The sequence below is a fragment of the Bradyrhizobium sp. T-12 genome (assembly GCF_058314695.1).
The window spans coordinates 2,067,893-2,091,988 of record NZ_CM177756.1; the positions used below are offsets into that span (position 1 = coordinate 2,067,893).

The window sequence follows — 24,096 nt, forward strand, 5'->3', positions numbered from 1 at the left end:
CCGATAAGAAGGATGGGTGCGGACCTCCCGGCTGAAGGGGGCCGCGCACGTTACCGAAAACAAGGCGCGAGGGAGGATGTCATGAGGAGCGTGGACGAGCTCACAGCAGCCGAACTGCTGGACGGCCTGCCGTCCAGGGTGCACGAGGTCTACGCACCGTTCGTGCGGGATATTCCGGATCATCCGGCCTTCATGGAAGGCGGGCGTGCCTGGAGCTACCGGCAGTTCTCGGATGCGGTCGACGCTGCGGCAAAGAATCTCGCCGGATCGGGCATCAGGCCCGGCGATCGCGTGATCATTGCCAGCGAGAACAGCGTGGCCCTCGGCGTGATGCTCTTCGCAGCGAGCAAGCTCGATGCCTGGGGTATTCCGGTCAATCCCCGCCTTTCGCCACGAGAGATCGACCTGATCGCGACGCACAGCGGCGCCAGACGCGTTCTGTTCAACTCGGCGCTGTCGAAGGAAGCGGCCGATCATGCCATTCGCGCCGGTGCGATAATCGGCGCCGTCGGGCCGTTCGGCGGAATCGGCATCGGTCCTCTCAATGCGGATGCCGAAACGGAGCCCGTCGAGGAGGATGGCGCTCGCCAGGTCGCGGGCCTTTTATACACCTCGGGCACGACCGGTGCACCGAAGGGCGTCATGCTGAGTCACCGCAACCTCCTCTTCACCGCAAGGACGTCGGGGATCCTTCGCCGGAGCGGTCCAGGCGACCGCATTTACGGCGTGCTGCCGATGTCGCACATCGTCGGGTATTCGATCTTGCTGATCTCGACGCTGATGCACGGCGGCACGTTGCATGTCGTGGCCAAGGCCGATCCCGCTGCGCTGGCTCACGCCATCGCCGAGGAAGGGATTACGAGCCTGTTTGGCGTACCTGCCACATATCAGCGTCTGCTCGAACACAAGGCGGTCAAGGGCATCCAACAGCTCGAACGGGGCAGCCTGCGGATCATGGCCGTCGCCGGCGCTCCGCTCGACCTCGATCTCAAGAAGCGGATCGAGGACGAGTTCGGAATTCCGCTGCTGAACAATTACGGCATCACGGAATGCTCACCGGGACTCACGGGGGTCCGTTCGGAGCAGCCTGTCCCGGACGAGTCGGTCGGCCCGTTTCTTCCTGGCATTGAGCACCGGATCGTGGACGGGCGAGGAAAAGAGGTGGCGACCGGAGAGGTGGGCGAACTGCACGTTCGAGGTCCGAACATCATGCTCGGCTACTATCGTGCGCCCGACCTGACAGCGGCGGCGATCGATGAGCAGGGATGGTTCAACACGGGGGATCTCGCGCGGGTGAACGGCAAGGGGAATCTCTACATCGCTGGTCGCACCAAGGAGCTTATCATCCGCTCCGGCTTCAACGTTTATCCCGCCGAGGTGGAGGCGGTCCTGAACGCTCACGACCAGGTCGTTCAGTCGGCCGTCGTCGGACGAAAGGTCGAGGGCAACGAGGAGGTCGTCGCATTCGTTCAGCTTCTCCCCGGCGCGAGCATCGGCGCGGAAGACCTCAAGGCGTACACGGCCCAGTTGCTCACGTCCTACAAGCGTCCGAGCGAACTGATCGTGCTTGACGCTCTGCCCTCGGCCTCCACCGGCAAGATACTGAAGCACAAGCTACGGGAGATGGCGAACGAACAGGCCGCCCCGAAGACGTCCCGCGCTGCAGCTGCTGGCTGACGGATGTCGGGAGTGCTCTGAACGGAATATGCCCACAGGAAAAAACGGTGAGCGACGGACCTGTCGCCGAAGGGAGATGACAATGTTGAGAGGCGCCATGATTGTAGCCGCGCTCGCGGCATCCATAGCCGGCGCGCATGCGCAGACGCCGGGCGTCACTGAATCCGAGATAAAGATAGGAGCGACGTTCCCTTTCAGCGGCCCCGCTTCGCCGCTCAGCAATACCGGAAAGGGCATGATCGCCTACGTCAATTCGATCAACGAGCGTGGCGGCATCAACGGGCGGAAGATAAACCTCGTCACCTACGACGATGCCTACAGTCCCCCCAAGACGGTGGAGCAGACCAGGAAACTTGTGGAAAGTGACGAGGTGGCGTTCCTGTTCGGCCCGCTGGGTACGCCCGGCATCAGCGCTACTATCAAGTACGTCAACGCGAAGAAAGTCCCGCATCTGTTTGTCGTGAGCGGAGTCACGAAATTCACGAACTTCGCTGAATTCCCCATGACCACGACGGGATTGCCAAGCTACGACACCGAAGGACGAATCTACGCGAAATACATCACCCAGACCCGGCCGGACGCGAAGATTGCCATCCTGTATCAGAACGACGATCTGGGTAAGGACTTCGTCAATGCATTCAAGGGCTATTTGAAGGACGATTTCGACAAGAAAGTCGTCGCGTCGTCCTACGAAGTGACGGAGCCGACCATTGATTCCCACGTCGTTTCGCTGAAATCGTCTGGCGCATCGGCGTTCTTGGTGGCCGGCACACCAAAATTTGCAGCGCAGGCCATCAAGAAGGCCGATGAGATAGCCTGGAAGCCGCTGTTCCTGATCAACTTCGTTTCGAGCTCGGTGTCTTCGACCATCGTCCCCGCAGGACCGGAAAAGGCCGTCGGCATAGTCGCCGCGACGATCACGAAGGACCCGAATGACAAGAAGTGGGCCGACGATCCCGGCATCAAATGGTATCGCGAATTCTTCGCCAAATACCTGCCGGGCGCAGATATCGGAGACAACAATTACCTGTTCGGGACCCAGCAGGGACAGCTCCTGGAGCAGGTGCTCAAGCAATGTGGCAACGATCTCTCGCGGGAGAATATCGTCAGGCAATCGCGCAGCATCCGCGGGCTGTCGCTTCCCACTGTCATACCAGGTGTCATCATCAACACGGGCCCCGAAAGCAGTATGGCGTATACGCAGCTGCAGCTGCAACGCTGGAACGGGACCACGTGGGAGCAATTTGGCAGTGTGCTCAGCGCCGACGGGAAGTGAATTGCACCTGCTGAACCTGCTGCGCAGGTGTTTTGAGCCCGTAACGCGATCAACTGAATCATGGAGCACGGATGTCCAGCGGCGTTCTTTTCCGGCCTTTCAAGCTGAAAGGGCTGAACTTGCCGAACCGGGTCGTGATGGCGCCGATGACGCGCTCATTCTCTCCGGGCGGAATCCCGACCGAGGACGTCGCGCAATATTACCGCCGGCGTGCCGAAGGAGCGGTCGGCCTCATTATCTCGGAGGGCACGGGTGTGGATCGTCCGGCATCCTTGAACGATCCGAATGTTCCCCGTTTTCACGGGGAGAAGGAGTTGGCAGGATGGCGGCGTGTGGTCGACGAGGTGCATGCGTCCGGTAGCCTGATGGCACCGCAGCTATGGCACGTCGGAGCCGTTCGCACCCGCGCCAAGGATTGGTCTCCTCCGGGCCCCTACGACAGTCCGTCCGGCCTGTCGCGACCGGAGAAGAAATTCGGCGAGCCGATGAGCGAAGAGGACATCGCAGACGCCATCCGCGCTTTCGCCGATGCGGCGCTTGCCGCGAAGCGCCTGGGGTTCGACGCCGTCGAATTGCACGGCGCGCACGGCTATCTGATCGATCAATTCTTCTGGGAAGGCACCAATCGCCGCGAGGATGCCTATGGAGGCAAGGACCTGCCGGGCCGGGCGCGGTTTGCCGCTGATATCGTTCACGCCGTGCGCAACTCGGTCGGACCCGACTTTCCGATATTGCTGCGGATCAGCCAGTGGAAACAGCAGGACTACGAAGTGAAACTGGCCGATACGCCTCGCGCGTTGGAAGCCTGGCTCAAACCGCTGGTCGACGCGGGGGTCGATATCCTGCATTGCTCGCAACGGCGCTTCTGGGAGCCGGAGTTCGATGGTTCCGATTTGAACTTCGCCGGATGGGCCAAAAAGGTGACGGGGGTGCCGACGATCTCGGTCGGGTCGGTCGGCCTGACCGGCGAATTCATCGCCGCATATGGCGGGGAGAGCTCCCGTCCGGCGTCCCTCGACGAACTGATCCGCCGCCTCGATCGAGAGGAGTTCGATCTTGTTGCGGTGGGGCGGGCGCTGCTTCAGGATCCCCAATGGCTCCTGAAGATACGCGACGGCAGGACGGGAGAATTGATGGCCTTCGAACGGACTGCGTTCGCTGCGCTGAACTAAGGCTCAGCGATGACGGGTTGCGAAGCCCGGCTGCGTCGCCGCTGAATATAGGTTATCCAAATATTCGGTGGCCGGCATTCCGGCGATCTGTCCAAGCTGGTTGCCAAAGAAGATCGGCGCGCGCCGGTCGATGGCAGAGGCGTGCGCGTCATTGTGCAATCTCCTGGAAGCAATTCGGAGACATGCAACGAGCGACACCAAGACCCGGGCCGGCCGAATCCGCACCGAAGTACATGGGCATGTGTTCAAGATCATCATCGATAACGTGGCGAAGAAGAACTCACGGCTACTCCGATCAGGAGATTGCCGCCCTTACCAACTCAAGCGTGCTGGTCATGGGACGTCTCCGGTGCGGCTCCTGTCGCATCAACGCTAGCAGCTTCGCGGCTGCATCATCAGGAAGACGATCGGCCATGGCCGAAAGAACATTCGGATCGACGCGAGGCGCGCGCCAACGGGGCTCGTTGCAGGAAAGGTGACGGTGGGGTGTGTCCGCCCATCGCCGTCCGATTGCTTCGCGACGCGCAATCGCAAAAAAAATCCTGCGCAGTGTCGATTCCGAGCGAAGTCGGCCGTCTACGAGGCAGAGTTCCTCCCAGGGGAAGCTGACCATGGCGCCGACCTATACCATTTCAGCGCAGACCGCCGCCGAGCCGCCCAAGGTCGCCCTTCCGGCGGTGTCACCGCGCACGCGTGCCATGCTGGAGGGCGCGATCCTTCCCACGATGCTGCGGCTCATCGTCGGCAATCTCGCCGTCATCGTCGTACAGGCGGCGCTTGTCCTGATGGAAGCCTACTACATCAGCTGGCTCGGATATGACGCGGTAGCGGGCATTACGCTGGTGGTCCCCCTGGTGACGCTCATGCTGACGATGTCGACGGCGGGGATCGGTGGTGGCGTGTCGGCAGTCGTTGCTCAGGCTCTGGGCGCGCGGCGCTTGGAGTTGGCCGACGCCGCTGCGCTGCACGCGATCATCCTCGGTATCCTGTTCGGTCTTGGATTCACCGCCGCCGAGCTGCTCGGCGGGCCAGCCCTGTTTCGTGCCATGGGGGCCACGGGCGGCGCGCTCGAAGCCGCCGTCACCTATGGCGGGGTGTTCTTCGCCGGCATGACTGCGCTTTGGCTCTACAATATCCTGACCTCGATCCTGCGGGGGGCGGCCATATTGCGCCTGCCGTCCCTCGTGACGCTTGTCGGGGCCGCGGTGACCCTGATCCTTTCGCCGGCACTCATCATGGGCTGGGGGCCGCTGCCGCAGCTCGGGATTGTCGGCGCCGGGCTGGCCACGGTGATCTTCTACGTCGGCGCGACCACTTTCCTGGCCGTCTATATCCTGTCGGGCCGCACGCAGATCAATCCGCTTCGCTGCCGACGGATCGAGCTCCGCGTGTTCTGGCAGGTCCTGCGCATCGGTCTGCCGGCAGCGGCGAACAACCTCGTGACGAGCGGCACGCTGCTGCTGATCGCATGGCTGGTCGCGCATTTCGGCACCGAGGCTCTTGCCGGCTACGGAATCGGCTCGCGCCTCGAGGGGGCGCAGATCCCGGTCTTTGCCGGCATCGGCACTGCGGTCATCGCCATGGTCGGCGCGAACATGGGTGCTGGCCAGGTGGCAAGGGCCGAGCGCATCGCCTGGATCGGCGCCGGTCTCGCCGCCGGCGTATCCGGTGCAATCGGGGTGTTCGGATTCTCGTTGCCGGCGGTCTGGATCGGCTTGTTCAGCAGCGATCCAGCCGTGCTGGATGCCGGCATCGGCTATCTGCGTACGGTTGCGCCGGCCTTCCCATTCGTCGGCATTGCCGGCACGCTCTTCTTCGCGTCGCTCGGCGCTGGCCGCCCGTTCTGGGCGCTCTTCTTTGCGAGCACGCGGCTCGTCGTCGCCGTCGGGGGCGGTGCGTTGGCCGGCATCGTGCTCGGCGGTGGCCTCGAGGCGGTTTATGCCGCTATCAATGTCGGCTTGATCATCTATGGTGGCGGCACTGCGCTGGCCTTCGGGCTTGGCTCTTGGCGCCGTCGAACGGCATGACGAACGAGGACATCGCGAAATATCCGACTCGGAGAGGTTGAATCGACTGTCGTGTGAAGGAGCACGCCGTCGCTTCGCTAAGGAAAGAGGAGAAAACCATGCAATACGCTTTCTTGATCTATCGAGACGAAGCCGCTTTTGACGCCGAGCGCGGCAATGCCGCCGCGATGCAGCACCTCGGCGCCAGGCACATTGCATTCAGTCAGGAGGTCGGTAACGCGAGGATCGCCGGCGCAGGCCTCAAGAGCGTCGCTCTTGCAACAACCGTTCGCACGGCCGCCGACGGCGTTCAGGTCGTTCACGATGGCCCGTTTGCCGACGCCAAGGAACAGCTTGGCGGATTCTACGTCATCGATGCGCCTGACCTCGACGCCGCCATCATGATCGCCAAGAAGATTCCGTTTCTGAAAGACGGCGCCGTCGAGATCCGGCCCGTATTGGGCTAGTGATGGGTATGGCGGGGCGCGCCAACCGTCGCTTCCCGATGGTCGGCCCGCCGACGGGGCGTCCGTGACGTAAGCGGGTCTTGCGCCGGATCGATTGGTTGGAATTCCTCGCGGGGGCCAATCGCGCTATTCGCCGAGGCTTGCGAGGCGCTGCTCCATCCAGAGCTGCTCCGCCGACGGCAAGCCCAGCGCGAGCGCGGCTGCGTAGGCCTCGCATGCCGCTTCCTTCTGCCCATTCCGTCCCAGCAGATCGGCGCGAACCGCGTGATAGGGTGGGAATTTCGCGAAGGCCGCGCCGTCGAGCGTCTCCACCTCCGCCAGGGCTGTGGCGACGCCGGCAACTTCGGCGAGGACGACCGCCCGATTCAATCGCACGATCGGATCGTCTCGAACGGAGAGCAGGGCGTCATAGAGCTGCAGCACCTCCGGCCATGGTGGAGGTTCGGCGAGGCTGCGGCGGGCACACCAGGCCCCGTGAATGGCCGCCTGCAGCACGCGCGGGCGTTGCGACCCGAGGCTCGTGGCGCGGGCAAGATAGCGCTCGCCATCCTCGATCAGCAGCCGTTGCCATAACATGGGGTCCTGCTCGGACAGCGGCACCATGGCGCCATGCGCATCGAGGCGTGCGGGACGGCGCGCTTCGGCAAAGTTGACCAGAGCGGCCAAGGCGATCACGTCCGGCTCGTGCGGCAGAAGCTCCGCCAATATCCGCGTCAGGCCCAGCATCTCGGCCGCATAGCCGGCATGAGGTCCTGCGCCGGCCGCATCCTCATGCGCCTTGGCATAGGCGACCTCGAGGGTCGACAACACCGAGTTCAGTCGCTCCGGCCACGCCTCGGGTCCCGGCACCTGGAACGGCACGCCGGCTTCGGCGATCTTGCGCTTGGCGCGCACCAGCCGCTGCGCCATCGTCGTCTCGGCGACCAGGAACGCACGCGCAATCTCGGGGACGGAAAGACCACAGACAAGCCGCAAGGTCAGCGCCGCGCGGGCGTCGGGCGTCACCGCAGGGTGGCAGCAGATGAAAATGAGCCTCAGCCTTTCATCGGGAATGAGATTGGCGTCGTCCGCAAGCGCATCTTCGATCGTCGGCGTTGGCGGTGGCGGCTCGGGGGCCAGTTGCGCGCGGACACGCCGTTGGCGTAGCAGGTCGAGTGCGTGGCGATCGGCCACGCGATAGAGCCAAGCCGCCGGATCGCTTGGTGCGCTGGGACTGGGCCACGCCTCGACCGCGCGCGTGCAGGCCTCCGAAAAGGCCTCCTCTGCAAGATCGAGATCGCGGTAGCGTGCGGTCAGAGCGGCGACAATCCGCGCACCCGATTCCCGGAAAACCTGATCGAAGGGCGATGCATTCACCGGCATACGAATGGCGACCAACTCTCGGCTACGACCCTGGCGCTCGAATTCCAAGCTCGCATCGCATAGCGGCCCGATCAGGCGCGACATTCTCGATCGAGACGGGCACCATCTGCTGGAATTTTCCGGGCGAAATTCCCAGCGCTCTACCTTAGCATGTAGAGCGAGTTCTAGGCAAGGCAGCCCGCTGCTCCTGGCTCTTTATCGGGAATGCTCCGGCATGGCGTTCTTATGGCGCTTTCAGTCGTGAGCCTGATGCTCGACTGGCTTCTCCATGGCGGACACGTCAAGCGGTGGGAGCCGAGACCGATACGGCTCGTCAAGGCGGCGCTGTGGCCGATCGTCTGTCTGCCTGCCTTGGCACTGTCGTTGTCCTCCGTGCCGCCGCGGTGGAGCGGAGCGGGTCAACTGGCTTTCGCAATAATCGGCGCCGTCGCAGCGAGCCTGGTGGACCTGCGCTATTGCCCGTCGATCGCAGGCCCGCGCCTGCCGGGACGATCTCGCCGCCGCACTGAACAGCGCTACGGCGATCAGGCTCGTCTCGTCAGAGGCGCGTGACAGGAATGCGCCGCGCAGCCCTCGATTCGAGATCGAGCTCATAGGGGGTCCCGAACAGGTTGTTCATCAGCGCGCGCGCGATACGATCGCGCGCCTGCCCGATCGATTCACAGTCGACGTCGTTGAGCTCGATCAGGATGGAGGTAAAGAGTTCGTCGCTCACCGTCGCGCGCAGGTGATCCTGGAATTCATTGAAGTCCTTGAACTCCATACTCGCGAGGCGGGCGAAGTCGCCGTGATTGTAGTCTCGAGCGGCCGCCTGCTGGTAGGCATTGAGCCTGAAGGGCGCGTGCTCGTCGGACGGCTGTGGGTTCGCGGTGGCGATCATCGCTATTCTCCCGGCGAAGTGTCGGTCCCGCGCCCCGAGGTTAAATCCGCCGGGCCGGGATGTCCTATGGCCATTGGCACAGCCGGCTGGCCAATCGAACAGGCGGCGGTCTTCGCGGCGCGACAGCGCCGATTGGTCCGGTCACTGACGACGCGCGAGGGCGCCGGACGGCCGGCACGCCAATGCCCGCCGAAAAAATGTTGGCCTTCTGTCGATTCCGCACCGGCTCGAACGTCTAGAGGGCACGACGTCGATCTCGCGCCCGAGCTGGCTCGGCCCGCCGGGCCCTCGGCGGTTCTCGTCCGGCATCAAGCCAAAACCAGGAGAACATCTCATGACAAGCCGACATCACGGGATCATCCCGTCGTTGGACGCCATCTGCTTGTTGGGGCTGCTCGCGCCGATGGTGGCCAGTACGGCGATGGCTCAGTCAGCGTCTGCTCCGAGCGGGATGCCGCGGCTGATGGATCGGGAAACAGAGGTTGCCATGGCGCTCAGCGCCTGCCCGCCGGCGGTGGCGAGCAAGGCGGCAGTCTATGTTCTCGAGAAGTCTGGCTACGTCAAAATACGAGATAGCGAGAATGGTTTCACGGCCCTGGTCCAGCATTCGATGACCACCAGCCAGGAGCCCGAATGCTTGGATGCAGAAGGAGCGCGCTCGCATCTGCCGCGCATGCTGAAGGCCGCCGACCTGCGCGGCCAGGGAAAGAGCCCCGAAGAGATCAGGCGTTTCATGGCCGATGGGCTCATCAAGGGCTTGTTCCGGCCGCCGACCCGCCCGGGCATCATCTACATGCTGTCGAAGGAGAATATCGTGCCTGACTCAAAGGGAGGCACCGAAAGCTTCCCGCCTCATGTGATGTTCTACGCCCCCTACCTGACCAACGCCGATCTCGGCTCGGGCGGCGAAGCGGAGGGCGGAGCGGCCTTCGTTGCCGGCGAAGGTTCGCCCTTTGCTCTCATCATCGTGCCCGTCCCGGCGCAGACGGGTTCGGGTCACCCGCATTGAACGGCGGACCAGGCAGATCGGCGTTTGAGGGGGAGTTCGAGAAACTCCCCGCTTCTATCAAACTGTTCTTATGCCGGCATTCGGAGGTTCGCTGTTCCGGCCCAGCCGGCAAGCTGCTGACCCCCGAATTGCCGACGGCGCTGGCCTGGATCTGAGGCGGCTGCGCCAGGACCGCGCCTGCAAGTGCGTCGACGTCCGTCGCTTCGCTCGATGCAAGCGCAACATTCCCTCCATCCGGAATTGATCCGATTGGGATTTCCCGACGACATCGGGAAGATCCGGGCGTTCGGTCGTGGAACCTCTCGAGCCAGGTTCGCGCTCGGGGCGCGAAAGCGCTTGACACGGGTCGTAATACTTAACATGTTAAATATATCGAATGACGCCCCGGCTTGATGCCGTCGGCAGGGGCGATGCCGTTCGTCACTGGCTTTGCGAAAACAAACAGCGGGTCGCTGCCCACATGCGGTCCGGCACAAAGGGAGTGAACCGTCGTGTCCAAGCTTCAGGAAAACATCGACAAGGCGGAGCGCCACCTTGCTCGCTTCAAGGAGAAGGGCGTGCTGAACCGGATCGGCGGCGATGACGTCCCGGCTGCCGACAGTGCGACGTTCGAAACGATCTCTCCCGTCGATCTGAAGCCGCTTGCCAAGGTGGCGCATGGCAAGGCTGCGGATATCGACCGGGCCGCGAAGGCCGCGCACGCAGCCTTTCCGCAATGGGCCGAGACATCTGGGGAAGCCCGGAAAGCGCTCTTGCACAAAGTTGCCGACGCCATCGTCGCCCGCGCCGAGGAAATTGCCTTCGTCGAATGCATGGATACCGGGCAGTCCCTGAAATTCATGGCCAAGGCCGCGCTGCGGGGCGCCGAGAATTTCCGCTTCTACGCCGACCGCGCGCCCGAGGCGCGCGATGGCAAGACGCTTCGCACCGACGGCCAGGTCAACATGACCACCCGCGTGCCGATCGGTCCGGTGGGCATCATCACGCCCTGGAACACGCCCTTCATGCTGTCGACGTGGAAGATCGCGCCGGCGCTTGCGGCCGGCTGCACCATCGTTCACAAGCCGGCCGAATTTTCGCCGCTGACCGCGCGTCTCCTGGTCGAGATCGCGGAAGAGGCCGGCCTGCCCAAGGGCGTCTGGAATCTCGTCAACGGTCTTGGCGAGGACGCCGGCAAGGCGCTGACCGAGCACCCGCTCGTCAAGGCGATCGGCTTCGTCGGGGAGGGCCGCACCGGCTCCATGATCATGAAGCAGGGCGCCGATACCTTGAAGCGTGTTCACTTCGAGCTCGGCGGCAAGAACCCGGTGATCGTGTTCGCCGATGCCGATCTCGATCGTGCCGCGGACGCGGCGGTGTTCATGATCTACTCGCTCAATGGCGAGCGCTGCACCTCGTCCTCGCGCCTGCTCGTCGAGGCGAGCATCCATGACAAGTTCACGGCGATGGTTGCGGAGAAGGCCGGCCGGATCAAGGTCGGGCATCCGCTCGATCCCGAGACCGTCATCGGTCCGTTGATCCATCCCGTCCACGAGAAGAAGGTGCTCGGCTATTTCGAGATCGGCAGGTCGGAGGGCGCGACGATTGCTACCGGCGGCCGCAAGGTCGATGGTCCCGGCGGCGGCTGCTACGTCGCCCCGACGCTCTTTACCGGCGCCAACAACCAGATGCGCATCGCGCAGGAGGAGATCTTCGGCCCCGTCCTGACGGCGATTCCGTTCAAGGACGAAGCCGAGGCGCTCGCGCTCGCCAACGATGTCCAGTACGGCCTCACCGGCTATCTCTGGACATCGGACGTCACGCGCGCCTTCCGTTTCACCGACCGGCTGCAGGCCGGCATGATCTGGGTCAATTCGGAGAACGTGCGCCATCTGCCGACGCCGTTCGGCGGCGTGAAGAGTTCCGGTATCGGACGCGACGGTGGAGATTGGTCGTTCGATTTCTATATGGAGACGAAGAACGTGGCGTTTGCGACCAAGGCGCATAACATCCAAAAGTTGGGCGGCTAAGCGGTCCGCAGCAGATCAAGGAGGACATCATGGCATTGCCGACGCCTAACCTTTATCCGCCGTTCAATATCGTACGTCTCAGTCATGTCGAATTTGGCGTGAGCGATCTTGCCAAGTCCCGCGCGTTCTATGTCGACACGCTCGGCTTGCAGGTGACCGACGAAGGCTCCGATGCGATCTACCTTCGCGCGATGGAAGAGCGCGGGCACCATTGCATCGTGCTGAGGAAGTCCGACAAGATCGAGGCCCGCGATCTCGGCTTCAAATTGTTCGGCGAGGAAGACCTCGACAAGGCCGTCCACTTCTTCAAGAGCAAGGATTTGCCGGTCGAATGGGTGGAGCGTCCCTATCAATCGCGCACGTTCCGCACCCGCGATCCCCACGGCATTCCGCTCGAGTTCTATTCCAGGATGGACAGGCTGCCGCCCATCCACCAGAAATACGCCCTCTACAAGGGCGTGAAGCCGCTCCGCATCGACCACTTCAATTGCTTCTCGCCGAACGTCGATGAATCCGTCGCCTTCTACAACGAGATCGGCTTCCGCGTGACGGAGTACACGGCGGATGAGGAGACCGGACGCTTATGGGCCGCCTGGACCCACCGCAAAGGCGGCGTTCACGATCTCGCCTTCACCAATGGCCGCGGCCCGCGCCTGCACCACACGGCTTTCTGGGTGCCGACCCCGCTCAACATCATCGATCTGCTCGACCTCATGGCAACGACGGGGTGGGTCTCCAACATCGAACGTGGTCCAGGTCGCCACGGCATCTCGAATGCCTTCTTCCTCTACATCCTCGATCCCGATGGCCACCGCATCGAAATCTACTGCTCGGACTACCAGACGGTCGATCCCGATCTCGAGCCGATCAAATGGGACCTGAAGGATCCGCAGCGTCAGACGCTGTGGGGAGCGCCCGCGCCGAAATCCTGGTTCGAGCACGGCAGCCTCTTCGCCGGAGTTGCGCCGCGCGACGCCGAGCTGGCGGCCCAGCCGATCATCGCTCCCTGATCGGGCCGAGAACACAGTAGAAGAAAGGCCACGCATGTCTCGTCCGAGGTTCATCAGCTTCACCCGCAACGGCTCGCTCGGCTATGGCTTGCTGGTGGATCGCGGTGTCATCGATCTGTCCCGGCGTCACGGCAAGCGCTGGTCCTCTTTGCGTGAAGTGATCGAAGACGGCGCGTTGCAGTCCCTGGCCGAAGAGAGCGCCGCGCTGTCGGCGGATTTTCCGGTCGAGGACATCCGCTATGAAATTCCGGTGCCGGCACCGGAAAAGATCATCTGCGTCGGCGTCAACTTTCCCGACCGCAACGAGGAATACAAAGACGGGCAGGCGGCCCCCTCCAATCCCTCGCTCTTCATCCGCTTTCCGCGCTCGTTCACGGGCCATGAACAAGCCCTGCTGCGTCCCCCCGAGAGCCCGCAGCTCGATTACGAAGGCGAGATCGTCATCGTGATCTGCAAGGGCGGTCGCCGCATTGCGCAAGCCGCGGCGCTCGACCATATCGCCGCGCTGTCGCTATGCAACGAAGGCACGATCCGCGATTGGGTCCGGCACGCCAAGTTCAACGTGACGCAAGGCAAGAATTTTGACGGTACCGGTTCGATCGGACCCTGGCTTGTCCCCTATACCGATGAGAGCCAGCTTGCCGACATCAGGCTGGAAACCCGGGTCAACGGTGAAGTCCGCCAGCAGGACCGCACCAGCCGGATGATCTTCTCCTTCCGCAAGATCATCAACTACATCTCGACGTTCACGACCTTGGTTCCCGGCGATGTCATCGTGACGGGTACGCCGACGGGTGCGGGCGCGCGTTTCGATCCGCCGATCTGGCTCAAGCCCGGCGACGTCGTCGAGGTGGAGGCGGAGGGCATCGGCGTGCTCCGCAACACGGTCGCGGATGAGGCGTGATCCCTGATCACGTCGGCGAGGCGGCACGCACGCGAATGCGGCCCTCGTCGTCCACGACGATCGGAATGGCATCGAGCACGCAATCCTGGCCGAGTCCTTCGACGCCAACGCCGTCCCGAACGCGGAATCCGGCGCTGTGATTGGTGCACCGAAGCACCGCACCGTCCGCGCTCAGCACGTTGGAGCCGCGATGATCGAGCGGCAGGTACTGGTGGGGACATGCGTTGACATAGGCCACCAAAGTGCCCGCCGACCTCACGATCAGGACCGGAAAATCAGCCGGGCCGAACTTGATGGATTTGAGGCTTCCTTCGCCGATGTCAACGGCCTCGCACAGGATTGCGCCTTCGGCTGGAGCGCCGCGATAGCTCTTCCATGCGTCAGATATGGCTGCCTCCCTCAGGACGCCTTAAGCACGCCGCGCTGAATCTGGTCGGCCTCGATGCTCTCGAACAGGGCCTTGAAATTGCCCTCGCCAAAACCGTCGTCGCCCTTCCTCTGGATGAACTCGAAGAAGATCGGGCCGATCACGGTCTTGGAGAAGATCTGGAGCAGGATGCGGGTCGCCCCGCCATTGACGACACCCTCACCGTCGATCAGGATTCCGTGCTTGCGCATGCGATCGAGCGGCTCGGTGTGGCCCTTCACGCGGTCGAACGATTTGTCGTAATAGATCGAGGGCGGGCCCGGCATGAATTCGAGCCCGCGGCCGGCGATGGCGTCGGTCGCCGCATAGATGTCGTCGGTGCCGACGGCGATGTGCTGGATGCCTTCGCCCTTGTACTGGCGCAGATATTCTTCGATCTGGCTCTTGTCGTCGGCGCTTTCGTTGATCGGGATTCGGATCTTGCCGCAGGGCGACGTCAGGGCGCGCGAGGTCAGGCCGGTCAGCTTGCCCGAAATGTCGAAGTAGCGGATCTCGCGGAAATTGAACGTCTGGCTGTAGAACTTGTACCAGGTGTCCATGTTTCCGCGCATGACGTTGTGCGTGAGGTGATCGAGATAGTAGAACCCCACGCCCTTCGGAGCCGGATCGACCTCACCGATCCAGTCATACTCGGCGGAATAGGGCGAGCCCTTCGCGCCATGGGTCTCGACCAGATACAGCAGGGATCCGCCGATGCCGACGACGGCCGGCACGTCGAGCGACTTGTCGTTGCCGGTATATTCGGTGCCGCCGAGGTCGAGGACGCGCTTCAGCGCGTGTTTGGCGTCGACGACGCGCCAGGCCATCGCCGGCGCGCAAGGCCCGTGCTCGGCGACGAAGCGCGCGGCATTGGAGTTCGGCTCCCGGTTCAGGACGTAATTGATCTTTCCCTGGCGCCAAAGGGAGATGTCCTTGGTCTTGTGCCGGGCGACCTCCGTGTAGCCCATCTGCTCGAAGAGCTTGGCGAGCTTCTGCGGCTCCGGATGGGCGAACTCGACGAACTCGAAGCCATCGGTGCCGGCCGGGTTGATTGCCGAAATGGTGGCGGGTGGGGCATCGTGAGGGAAGGGGCCCAATGTCGCGCTCCTGGAATGGGATCTGCTCCGACACGAAATATACTGCCGCCCGGCTGCACGATCTCCGCAAAATCCGCTCGACAAAGCCCAGCTATGCGTGAAACATGCGAATATCTGCAGTTTCGCGCAAGGATTACGCATGGACCAGTTCGACGTCAAATTGCTGCAGGCGCTTCAATCCGATGGACGTCTGTCGAATTTCGAGCTGGCCGACATCGTGGGTTTGTCGGCATCGCAATGCTCACGCCGCCGCGCCGCGCTCGAAGATGCCGGCGCGATTGCGAGCTACCACGCCCATCTCGACCGAGAAGCGCTCGGACTCGGCATCGTCGTCTTCGTGCAGGTGACGCTTGCGACCCACTCGCCGGACAATTCGCGGCGCTTCCTCAAGCTGATCGAGAGCCTGGAGGAGGTGCAGGAAGCCTATGCGCTCACGGGCGAAGCGGACTACCTCGTCAAGGCGACGATCACCGATCTGAAGGCGCTCTCGCGGCTGCTCAACGAGGTGTTTCTGCCGCACGACAGCGTCGCGCATGTGCGCTCGTCCATCGTTCTCGACCGCTTGAAGCAGACCTCGCAATTGCCGCTTGGGCACCTCATCCCTGCCGAGACGCGTGCTGCGGAGGGCGCCAGGTCGCGAAGGAAAGGTTCATCACAGCGATCTAGACGGTCCAGCTAGCTGAGCGCTGCCGAGAGCTTGTGCATCACCCGGTCGAGCACCTTCACTTCTTCGGCGGTGAGCACGCTCAGCAGCTCCGTCTCCCGCGCCAGCGCGAAGGGCACGATCTTGCGATAGAGCGTGCGGCCGGCCGAGGTCAGTGAGACGATCAGCTCACGCCGATCGTCCGGATGATGCTTGCGGCTGGCGATGCCGCGCGCTTCCAGGGCCTGCACGGCGCGGCTGACCTGCATCTTGTCGAGCGTCGTCAGCGGACCGATCTCCTTGGTCGCAATCTCCGCCCGTCCGCCGAGGATCGCAAGCACGCGCCATTCCTGCCGCGTCAGCGCAAAACGCTCGGAATAGACCTCGGCAACGGCGAGCGACACCTGCTCGGCGAGGCGCGCCAGCCGGTACGGAAAATATTGCTGCAGATCGAGCTCGCCGCCATCCGGCGCCGTGACACGGTCGGCGGCTGCGGCCCGGCCTCGTGCTTCACCCGAACATCCCATCACGCCGTTTCCGCGCCTTTAGGTCCACAGCCAGATTCTTCCGGGCCGATTGATTTAGATCAAATCCAGGAAATAGTAACATCTGATACGAATTTCGCAACCGCAAATCCAGGGAGCGAAATCATGAAGATCGAGAAGATCCATCACGTCGCCTATCGCTGCGTCGACGCCAAGGCCACCGTCGCGTTCTACAAGAAGGTCATGAACATGGATCTGCTCGGCGCCATAGCCGAGGACCGCGTGCCTTCGACCAAGGCGCCCGATCCCTACATGCACATCTTCCTCGATGCCGGGAACGGCAACATCCTCGCCTTCTTCGAGCTGCCGAACTCGCCGCCGATGGGCCGCGATCCCAACACGCCGGAGTGGACCCAGCACATCGCCTTCCAGGTCAAGGACCTCGCCGAGCTCGAAGAGGCCAAAGCGCGCGCGGAGGCCGCCGGCCTCGACGTCGTCGGCGTCACCGACCACACCATCTTCAAATCGATCTATTTCCGCGATCCCAGCGGCCATCGCCTGGAGATCGCGGCCTGGACGGCCACGCCCGATCAGATCGACCGCATGAAGTCGGTCGCGCATGAGATGGTCGAGGAATGGTCGCGCACCAAGCGTCCGCCGCGCCACACCGCCTGGATGCACGAGAAGGAATTCGCGGACGCGCATTGATCTCCGGCCGTGCATCAGGAAGCGAACATGACGAGCTACATCTATCCGAAGTTCGGCTATCGGCGTTCCCAGGAGCAGGCCGAGGGGATCGTGAAGCGGCATCCGATCGTGGTGATCGGTGCAGGTCCCATCGGCCTCACCGCGGCGCTGGACTGCGCGGCCCGCGGCCAGCCGGTCGTGGTGCTCGACGACAACGACACGGTCTCGATCGGCTCGCGCGCGGTCTGCTACGCCAAGCGTCCGCTCGAGATATGGGACCGCCTCGGTTGCGCCGCGCCCATGGTCGAGCGCGGCGTCAGCTGGAACGTCGGCAAGGTGTTCTTCCGGGACGAGCTGTCCTACCAGTTCGATCTGCTGCCCGAGGCCGACCATCAATGGCCGGCCATGATCAATCTGCAGCAATATCATCTGGAAGAGATGCTGGTGGCCAAATGCAAGGCCAATCCGCTGATCGAGCTGCGGTGGAAGCACCGTCTCATCAGCCTCAAGCAGGCCGCCGACCATGCGACCTTGGCGGTGGAAACGCCCGACGGCATCTTCACCATGGAGGCGCAATGGGTGATCGCCTGTGACGGCGCCAATTCCGACGTGCGCAAGATGGTGGGCGCCGAGTTCACCGGTCAGTTCTTCCAGGACCGCTTCCTGATCGCCGACGTCGCGATGAAAGCGGATTTCCCGACCGAGCGCTGGTTCTGGTTCGATCCGCCGTTCCATCCCGGCCAGTCCGTGCTGCTGCACCGGCAGGCCGGCAACATCTGGCGGATCGACTTCCAGCTCGGCTGGGAGGCCGATCCCGATGAGGAAAAGCGGCCGGAGCGGGTGATCCCGCGCATCCGCGCGATGCTCGGCGAGGACACCGAATTCACGCTCGAATGGATCTCGATCTATCAGTTCGCCTGCCGTCGCATCGACAATTTTCGGCAGGGCAGGGTGCTGTTCGCCGGCGACGCCGCGCATCAGGTCTCGCCGTTCGGCGCGCGCGGCGCCAATACCGGCGTCCAGGATGTCGACAATCTCGCCTGGAAGCTCGCGATGGTGCTGCGCGGCGAAGCCTCGGAAGCCCTCCTCGACAGCTATCACGAGGAGCGTGCCTATGCCGCGGACGACAACATCCTGAACTCGACGCGGGCCACCGACTTCATCACCCCGAAGACGAAATCGAGCCGCTATTTCCGCGACGCCGTGCTGGAGCTCGCCCGGCATCACGGTTTTGCGCGACCGCTGGTCAACAGCGGCCGGCTTTCGACGCCGACCCCTTATGTGACATCAGTGCTCAATACTCCCGACCACGACGCGGTGCCGGACGGCATGCGGCCCGGCACGAATGCGGCGGATGCGCCGATTGCGGTGGACGGCAAGCCCGCCTGGTTCCTGCATTGTCTCGGCGACGGCTTCACGGTCGTGGCCTTCGGCAAGGTAAGCGACAAGACCGAGATTGCGGCGGGGCCATTCGCGGCAAAACTCATTCTCGTCGGCCGTGACATCGAGGACCCCACAGGTCTCCTTGCGCAGCGCTACGGCGCTTCGCCCGGAACCACCTATCTGTTCCGCCCGGATCAATATGTTGCCGCGCGCTGGAGCGGATTCGACGAGGCGGAGATCACCCAGGCGCTGTTGCGTGCCGCCGGCCACGACACCGCCGACCGGACGGAGCTTGCCGCATGACGCTGAATCTGTCGCCGAACATCGCCGACCCCGACGATTTTTACGCCGAACTGATCAACAGCCAGCGCGATCTCGACGAGGAGCAGGCCCTGCGCATGAACGCCCGCCTGGTCCTGTTGCTCGCCAATCACATCGGCGACCGCAAGGTGCTGACGGAGGCGATCGGCTGCGCCCGCAGAGGCGGCGGCTAGGTCGCGGACGCCGGCCGCATCGAGGCAAGAGGTCGTATGAAGCCGCAGGCGGCGCCGGGTTCCTGTCGCGCGATCTCGCCGGCTGAATGCGGCGCCGAGGTCGCTCGCGTCGAAAAGCCACGGGGGCACCTCTTCTTGACTTGGCTCAAGGTGAGCTCGGCGAAGTTCGCCATCCTCTCAGGCCACACCAAGGTCGGAGGAAGCCCCATGGTAGGCCGAACCGTTGCCGCAGCGTTGCTGTTCGCCGTCCTGAGCCAGCCAGCTTTGGCTCAATCGCCAGCGGACCATCAGAGCCATCATCCAGGACAGGACCAGGCGCCGGCGTCGCCGCAGTCGAGTTCTCCTGCAAATCCGTCCGCCGAGCGGCAAGGCTCGATGCGCGGTGGAGATATGATGGGAATGATGGGACAAGGAATGAAGGGGCATGGCGCGACAGGCGGTGATGCCGTGCAGTCGCCGGTCGTCTTCCGCATCATCTTCGCGCTGATGGATGCCGATGGCGACGGAACCGTCTCGTTGCCGGAGTTTCAGCTCGCTCACGAGCGAATTTTCAAGGCAATGGATCGCGACAAGGACGGAAAGCTCACCTTTGAGGAGATGGTGGCGTTCATGCACAGGAACAAGAGCCACGTCGCGCCACAGCAGTGAGCCGAACCGAAGGGCAGGCGCGCCAGGCCATATCGTTTGATCGGGTCCTGCGATGGGCTCTGGTTGCGATCGCAATCGCCGGGTTGACCGCCGGCATTCTCGCGCGGGCCGCGGGCCGACCTGATCTGGCCGAGGTCGCGTGGTCGCTCGGCACGGCGCCTGTGATTGCAGGATTGGCGGTCTCGATCATCCAGGATCTGCTGAGAGGCCGCGTCGGAGTGGACGCGATCGCTCTGCTCTCGATGAGCGCGGCGTTGGCGCTCGGACAGCCGCTCGCAGGCGCCGTGGTCGCGCTGATGTATTCCGGCGGCAACGTGCTGGAGGAGATCGCGGTCGCACGGGCGGAGCATGATCTCAGGTCCCTGGTCGATCGCGCGCCGCGGCAGGTCCATCGCAAGTCCGGCGAGCGCATCGAGGATGTCGCGATCGAGGACGTCACGACCGGCGAAGAGCTTCTGGTCAAGGCGGGCGAGATCATACCGGTCGACGGCGTGGTCGCCTCGGCCTTCGTGGTGATCGACGAGTCCGCGGTGACCGGCGAGCCGATCCCGGTGGAGAAGACACGCGGAAGCGCCGTTCTGTCCGGGTCTCTGAATGCGGGCGAGACCTTCCAATTGACCGTGACCGCGGCGGCCAGCGAGAGCACCTACGCGGGGATCGTACGCATGGTGACGGCAGCGCAAACTGCGAGAGCTCCCTTTGTGCGGCTCGCCGACCGGTACGCGCTGATCTTCCTGCCGGTGACTCTCGTCATCGCCTTTGTGGCCTGGTACATCTCCGGTGACGTGACCCGCAGTCTTGCCGTGTTGGTGGCGGCGACGCCGTGCCCCTTGATCCTGGCCGCGCCCGTCGCCTTCATCGCCGGGGTGGCGCGAGCCGCTCGCCGCGGCATTCTGGTCAAGGGCGGGAAGGCGCTGGAGGCGTTGGCCCGTGCGCACACCGTGCTGTTCGACAAGACCGGGACCTTGACGGTCGGCGGAGCGCGATTGCTGTCCGTCGAAGTTGCGCCGGGAGAGGATCCGGATGAGGTCCTCAGGCTCGGGGCGTCGCTCGAACAAGCTTCGCATCACGTGCTTGCCAAAGCCGTCGTCGGTGCGGCGCTCGCCCGCGGGCTCGCGCTGAAGCCGCCGGATCACGTCAAGGAGACCATGGGGTCCGGCCTCAGCGGCCGGATCGACGGACGCCAGGTGGTGGCGGGCTCGCGGGAGATGCTTCTTTCGCACGCCGAGATGTCGCCGTGGGAGTTGCGGGCAATTCGTCGTGCGTCGTGGCGCTCGGCGCTGATCGTCTTTGTCGCGGTGGACGGCCGTCTCGTCGGCGCGTTGCTGCTGGCAGACGAATTGCGCGCCGACACGCCACGGGCGATCCGGCTGCTGCGCGATGCAGGCATCGCGCGGATGGTGATGGTCACGGGTGATCGTGCCGCGGCGGCGCAGGCCATCGGAGCGGCGCTCGATCTCGATGCCGTGCTGGCCGATCGCGTTCCCTCGGACAAGGTCGAGGCGGTGCGGAGCGAACAGCGTCTGCATCCGACCATCATGGTCGGGGACGGCATCAATGACGCCCCTGCGCTGGCCGTGGCCGATACCGGCGTCGCGCTCGGCGCGCGGGGTGCAAGCGCCTCCTCCGAGGCGGCGGACGTGGTGATTCTCACGGACCGGCTGGATCGGGTCGGCGAAGCGATCGTCATCGCGCAGCGGGCGCGGCGCATTGCCCTGCAAAGCATTTTCGTCGGGATGGGATTGTCATTTGCGGCAATGGCTGCCGCCAGCCTCGGCTGGCTCGATCCCGTGCCCGCCGCGATCGTTCAGGAGGTGATCGACGTCGCCGTCATCCTGAACGCGCTGCGGGCACTCAATCCGCCCCTGCTCAGGAATGGTCCGCGCCTCACCGCAGAGCAGGGACTGACGTTGCATCACGATCATCAGGCGCTGCTCAAAGACCTCGATCGCTTGCGCCAGATCGTCGATGCGCTTGACGATGCGGAGCCCGAATCCACGGCCGCCTTGATTGGTGAGGCGCACCGACTGGTCCAGAGCAGCGTCGTGCTGCACGAACGCGAGGATGAAGACAGCGTCTATCCGAAGCTCACGCAAGTGCTGCGCGACCGCCACGGGCTCTCTGCCATGAGCCGTGCGCATCGCGAGATCCTGCATCTCGCGCGGCTGCTCGCCCGGATCGCGGAGGATCTGCCGTCAGAGAAGATCGACCGCTACCTCATTCGAGACGCCCAACGCGTGATCGAGGCGATCGAGACGCTGGTGCGCATGCACACGGCCCAGGAGGAGGACATCTACGAGGCCGTGGCGGCATAGGCGGCAATCGACCTCAGTGTTTCAGCGGTTGCCAGCCGGCGTGGTCAAAGTATTCGCCATATTGAGCGAGCGCCCGCACGATCTTGATGGCTCCCTCGTCGCGGCCGGTGCCGCTCTTCATCCTGGCTGCACCGTCGATGATCTGCTCGAGAACGAGGTGGAGCTGCTGGTCGGCCTGCTCGGGCAGCTTGCAGTTGCCCACGACGTCATCGACCTGCGCCTGGATTCGCGCGGCCAGAGCCTCGTACCGCGCGGACGTAAACACATTGCTGTGAATGGGTCCCAGCGATTGCCTCATCGCAAGGCTGATGTCGTTCATGCCGCGGCGCAAGACATCATCGGTCGGCCACTTCTTGCCATGGTCGAGCTGCGGCCGGGTGGTCGCGGTCGGCCCTTCATGCGCGTGTGGTCCGGCAGCGAGAGCAGGCTGTCCGAGGACAAGACAAAGTGCAAGGGCCGTCAGCGCAAACGATTTGGTCGGGATCATCACGGAATTCCTCCGAAAGCTTCTTTGCTTTCAGGTGGGGGATCGCGACGGGCAGGAGTTTGTGCTGGAGCAAAGTCTCGAGCGGAACGAGCTGCGGCCCGGCGACGCAGGATGCCCGGACAGGCATCAGACTGTCGTCGGCCAATGCACGGAATGCGGCTCATCACGAACGGGGTTGAGTCAGCTCAATGCAACGCAGCCCGATCGGTTCAAGCTTGCGCGGCAACCTCGTGAGAGAAGGACGGCATGCACAAGCTAAAACGGGTATTTTGGGGCAGTCTGGTGGTTCTCGTCCTGCTGTGGCTGGTTGCGGAGCCGCAGCCGTTCGGCCCGGGCTCCTTCTTCCCGCTTCGCGAACGAATGGTGCAGTTGAGCGGCGTGCTGGCAATCGGTTGCATGAGCATGGCGATGATCCTCGCGCTACGACCGCGCTGGCCGGAGGCTTGGTTGAGCGGTCTCGACAAGATGTACCGCTTGCACAAATGGTTCGGTATCGCCGCCCTGGTGACTGCCGCTATCCATTGGCTATGGGCCAACGGTCCGAAATGGGCGGTCGGCTGAGGGGTGCTGACTCGACCACAGCGTGGACCAAGGCCCGTCATCGAAAATCCGATCGAGGCGTTCTTTGGCAGCCTTCGTGAGCCAGCGGAGGGGCTGGGCGAATGGGCCTTCTACGGCGCCGTGGTGCTGATTGCTTTGGCGCTCATTCAAATGTTTCCCTATCGGCTCTTCTACAAGACGCATCGGCTGCTTGCGATCGCGTATCTGGTTCTGGTCTTTCATGCGGTCAGTCTGATCAAGTTCAGCTACTGGATGTCGCCGCTCGGCTGGATCGTCGCGGTGCTGCTCGCCTTCGGCACGTGGGCTGCGGCTGTCGCGCTGCTGCGGCGCATCGGGGCTCGGCGGCAGGCGCAAGGCAGGATCACATCGCTCAAATATTATCCCGGCGTCAGAGCCATCGAGACCGAGATCGAGGTGCCTCACGGCTGGCCGGGGCATCGGCCGGGCCAGTTCGCATTCGCCACGTCCGATGTCTCCGAGGGTGCGCATCCCTATACGATCGCCTCCGGCTGGAACGCAGCAGACCCCAGGATCGTCTTCATCGCCAAGGAGCTCGGGGACCACACCAGCCGGCTGCGGGAGAAGCTCCGCGTCGGGCAGGAGGTGAAGGTGGAAGGCCCCTATGGGTGTTTCACTTTCGACGATGATTGCGCGCATCAGATCTGGATCGGCGGCGGTATCGGCATCACGCCCTTCGTTGCCCGCATGAAGCAGGCGGCCATGAAGGATATTCCCGGTTGCTCTGTCGCGCAGGCGGTTGACCTCTTTCACACCACCGCTGACGTGGATGAGGAAGCGCTCGGCAAGCTTGCCGCAGACGCGCACCCGGCAGATGTCCGTCTCCACGTCCTCATCGACGCCCGCGATGGACGACTGACCGGCGAGCGGATTCGCCAAGCCGTCCCGCAATGGCGCGAGGCGAGCATCTGGTTCTGTGGCCCGGCGGCGTTCGGGGAGGCACTCAGACGAGACTTCGGTGCGCAAGGCTTCCCTGTCGGACGGCGGTTTCATCAGGAGCTGTTCGCGATGCGATGACCAAAAGCACTTATGCGAGCCGCTTCGCAGCTTGCCCTGGCAGCCTTTCCCTGTAATCTGCTACCAACAACAGGGAAGGGATC

The 24,096-nt window shown here is 63.7% G+C and carries 23 protein-coding genes; 17 read left to right on the top strand and 6 right to left on the bottom strand.

What is annotated here, in order from left to right:
* The first annotated feature begins 81 nt into the window (after nt 1-81).
* The 5 genes from AC0WRY_RS09860 to AC0WRY_RS09880 all read left to right on the top strand — a co-directional run bounded on the left by AC0WRY_RS09860 (nt 82) and on the right by AC0WRY_RS09880 (nt 6,598).
* Complete coding sequence (locus tag AC0WRY_RS09860; RefSeq protein ID WP_491123014.1) at nt 82-1,677, top strand: class I adenylate-forming enzyme family protein; 1,596 nt, start codon at nt 82-84, stop codon at nt 1,675-1,677.
* Nucleotides 1,678-1,774: 97 nt separating this feature from the next.
* A complete protein-coding gene (locus AC0WRY_RS09865) occupies nt 1,775-2,953 on the top strand; it encodes an ABC transporter substrate-binding protein (protein WP_211418316.1) in 1,179 nt (392 codons plus the stop codon).
* 71 nt (nt 2,954-3,024) lie between these two features.
* Complete coding sequence (locus AC0WRY_RS09870; RefSeq protein WP_491123015.1) at nt 3,025-4,125, top strand: NADH:flavin oxidoreductase; 1,101 nt, start codon at nt 3,025-3,027, stop codon at nt 4,123-4,125.
* A gap of 611 nt (nt 4,126-4,736) precedes the next feature.
* Nucleotides 4,737-6,152 carry an MATE family efflux transporter gene (locus tag AC0WRY_RS09875; protein ID WP_491123016.1) on the top strand — a complete coding sequence of 472 codons (1,416 nt, stop codon included), beginning with the start codon at nt 4,737-4,739 and terminating at the stop codon, nt 6,150-6,152.
* Between the two features lie 53 nt (nt 6,153-6,205).
* Nucleotides 6,206-6,598 carry a YciI family protein gene (locus AC0WRY_RS09880; RefSeq protein ID WP_491123017.1) on the top strand — a complete coding sequence of 131 codons (393 nt, stop codon included), beginning with the start codon at nt 6,206-6,208 and terminating at the stop codon, nt 6,596-6,598.
* 126 nt (nt 6,599-6,724) lie between these two features.
* On the opposite strand, the gene AC0WRY_RS09885 is transcribed toward AC0WRY_RS09880, so the two are convergent.
* A complete protein-coding gene (locus AC0WRY_RS09885; protein ID WP_491123018.1) occupies nt 6,725-7,960 on the bottom strand; it encodes an RNA polymerase sigma factor in 1,236 nt (411 codons plus the stop codon).
* A gap of 538 nt (nt 7,961-8,498) precedes the next feature.
* On the bottom strand, nt 8,499-8,840 hold the full coding sequence (locus tag AC0WRY_RS09890; RefSeq protein ID WP_211417934.1) for a hypothetical protein: 342 nt from the start codon (nt 8,838-8,840) through the stop codon (nt 8,499-8,501).
* Nucleotides 8,841-9,174: 334 nt separating this feature from the next.
* Between AC0WRY_RS09890 and AC0WRY_RS09895 the strand changes: the two genes are divergently transcribed.
* From AC0WRY_RS09895 to AC0WRY_RS09910, 4 genes are all read left to right on the top strand, one after another.
* Complete coding sequence (locus AC0WRY_RS09895) at nt 9,175-9,849, top strand: hypothetical protein (protein WP_491123019.1); 675 nt, start codon at nt 9,175-9,177, stop codon at nt 9,847-9,849.
* Between the two features lie 491 nt (nt 9,850-10,340).
* Nucleotides 10,341-11,858 carry a 5-carboxymethyl-2-hydroxymuconate semialdehyde dehydrogenase gene (gene hpaE, locus AC0WRY_RS09900; protein WP_491123020.1) on the top strand — a complete coding sequence of 506 codons (1,518 nt, stop codon included), beginning with the start codon at nt 10,341-10,343 and terminating at the stop codon, nt 11,856-11,858.
* Between the two features lie 29 nt (nt 11,859-11,887).
* Nucleotides 11,888-12,868, top strand: coding sequence for a 3,4-dihydroxyphenylacetate 2,3-dioxygenase (gene hpaD / locus AC0WRY_RS09905; RefSeq protein WP_491123021.1), 981 nt, complete (start codon nt 11,888-11,890; stop codon nt 12,866-12,868).
* Nucleotides 12,869-12,902: 34 nt separating this feature from the next.
* A complete protein-coding gene (locus AC0WRY_RS09910) occupies nt 12,903-13,772 on the top strand; it encodes a fumarylacetoacetate hydrolase family protein (RefSeq protein ID WP_491123453.1) in 870 nt (289 codons plus the stop codon).
* A gap of 7 nt (nt 13,773-13,779) precedes the next feature.
* Here the strand turns inward: AC0WRY_RS09910 and AC0WRY_RS09915 are convergent, their stop codons facing one another.
* Both AC0WRY_RS09915 and hppD read right to left on the bottom strand, forming a co-directional pair.
* Nucleotides 13,780-14,175: a Rieske (2Fe-2S) protein gene (locus AC0WRY_RS09915; RefSeq protein WP_491123454.1), complete on the bottom strand. Its 396-nt coding sequence runs from the start codon at nt 14,173-14,175 to the stop codon at nt 13,780-13,782.
* The gene (hppD, locus tag AC0WRY_RS09920; RefSeq protein ID WP_491123022.1) at nt 14,172-15,275 is read right to left on the bottom strand and encodes a 4-hydroxyphenylpyruvate dioxygenase; all 1,104 of its coding nucleotides are present in this window, start codon (nt 15,273-15,275) and stop codon (nt 14,172-14,174) included. Before hppD ends, AC0WRY_RS09915 begins: the two co-directional genes overlap by 4 nt.
* Before the next feature lie 139 nt (nt 15,276-15,414).
* Between hppD and AC0WRY_RS09925 the strand changes: the two genes are divergently transcribed.
* The gene (locus AC0WRY_RS09925; RefSeq protein WP_491123023.1) at nt 15,415-15,954 is read left to right on the top strand and encodes an Lrp/AsnC family transcriptional regulator; all 540 of its coding nucleotides are present in this window, start codon (nt 15,415-15,417) and stop codon (nt 15,952-15,954) included.
* On the opposite strand, the gene AC0WRY_RS09930 is transcribed toward AC0WRY_RS09925, so the two are convergent.
* Nucleotides 15,951-16,445 carry a MarR family winged helix-turn-helix transcriptional regulator gene (locus AC0WRY_RS09930; RefSeq protein ID WP_491123024.1) on the bottom strand — a complete coding sequence of 165 codons (495 nt, stop codon included), beginning with the start codon at nt 16,443-16,445 and terminating at the stop codon, nt 15,951-15,953. The two genes, AC0WRY_RS09925 and AC0WRY_RS09930, sit on opposite strands and share 4 nt — an antisense overlap.
* Before the next feature lie 123 nt (nt 16,446-16,568).
* Between AC0WRY_RS09930 and AC0WRY_RS09935 the strand changes: the two genes are divergently transcribed.
* The 5 genes from AC0WRY_RS09935 (at nt 16,569) to AC0WRY_RS09955 (ending at nt 21,930) form a co-directional block, all read left to right on the top strand.
* The gene (locus AC0WRY_RS09935; protein ID WP_211417926.1) at nt 16,569-17,111 is read left to right on the top strand and encodes a VOC family protein; all 543 of its coding nucleotides are present in this window, start codon (nt 16,569-16,571) and stop codon (nt 17,109-17,111) included.
* Nucleotides 17,112-17,138: 27 nt separating this feature from the next.
* A complete protein-coding gene (locus AC0WRY_RS09940; protein WP_491123025.1) occupies nt 17,139-18,776 on the top strand; it encodes an FAD-dependent oxidoreductase in 1,638 nt (545 codons plus the stop codon).
* A complete protein-coding gene (locus tag AC0WRY_RS09945) occupies nt 18,773-18,967 on the top strand; it encodes a DUF2783 domain-containing protein (RefSeq protein WP_194406814.1) in 195 nt (64 codons plus the stop codon). Before AC0WRY_RS09940 ends, AC0WRY_RS09945 begins: the two co-directional genes overlap by 4 nt.
* 36 nt (nt 18,968-19,003) lie before the next feature.
* Nucleotides 19,004-19,615 carry an EF-hand domain-containing protein gene (locus tag AC0WRY_RS09950; RefSeq protein WP_491123026.1) on the top strand — a complete coding sequence of 204 codons (612 nt, stop codon included), beginning with the start codon at nt 19,004-19,006 and terminating at the stop codon, nt 19,613-19,615.
* A gap of 242 nt (nt 19,616-19,857) precedes the next feature.
* Nucleotides 19,858-21,930 (top strand): heavy metal translocating P-type ATPase, encoded by a 2,073-nt coding sequence (locus tag AC0WRY_RS09955; RefSeq protein WP_491123455.1) that lies wholly within the window; start codon nt 19,858-19,860, stop codon nt 21,928-21,930.
* 13 nt (nt 21,931-21,943) lie between these two features.
* Here the strand turns inward: AC0WRY_RS09955 and AC0WRY_RS09960 are convergent, their stop codons facing one another.
* The gene (locus tag AC0WRY_RS09960) at nt 21,944-22,417 is read right to left on the bottom strand and encodes a hypothetical protein (RefSeq protein WP_246776451.1); all 474 of its coding nucleotides are present in this window, start codon (nt 22,415-22,417) and stop codon (nt 21,944-21,946) included.
* A 246-nt stretch (nt 22,418-22,663) separates the two neighbouring features.
* Here AC0WRY_RS09960 and AC0WRY_RS09965 point away from each other — a divergent pair, with 246 nt between their 5' ends.
* Entirely contained in the window at nt 22,664-22,978 is a 315-nt protein-coding gene (locus tag AC0WRY_RS09965) for a ferric reductase-like transmembrane domain-containing protein (protein ID WP_491123027.1), read from the top strand.
* Between the two features lie 3 nt (nt 22,979-22,981).
* Nucleotides 22,982-24,013, top strand: a complete 1,032-nt coding sequence (locus AC0WRY_RS09970) for a ferredoxin reductase family protein (RefSeq protein WP_491123028.1) — start codon at nt 22,982-22,984, stop codon at nt 24,011-24,013.
* Nucleotides 24,014-24,096: the final 83 nt, after the last annotated feature.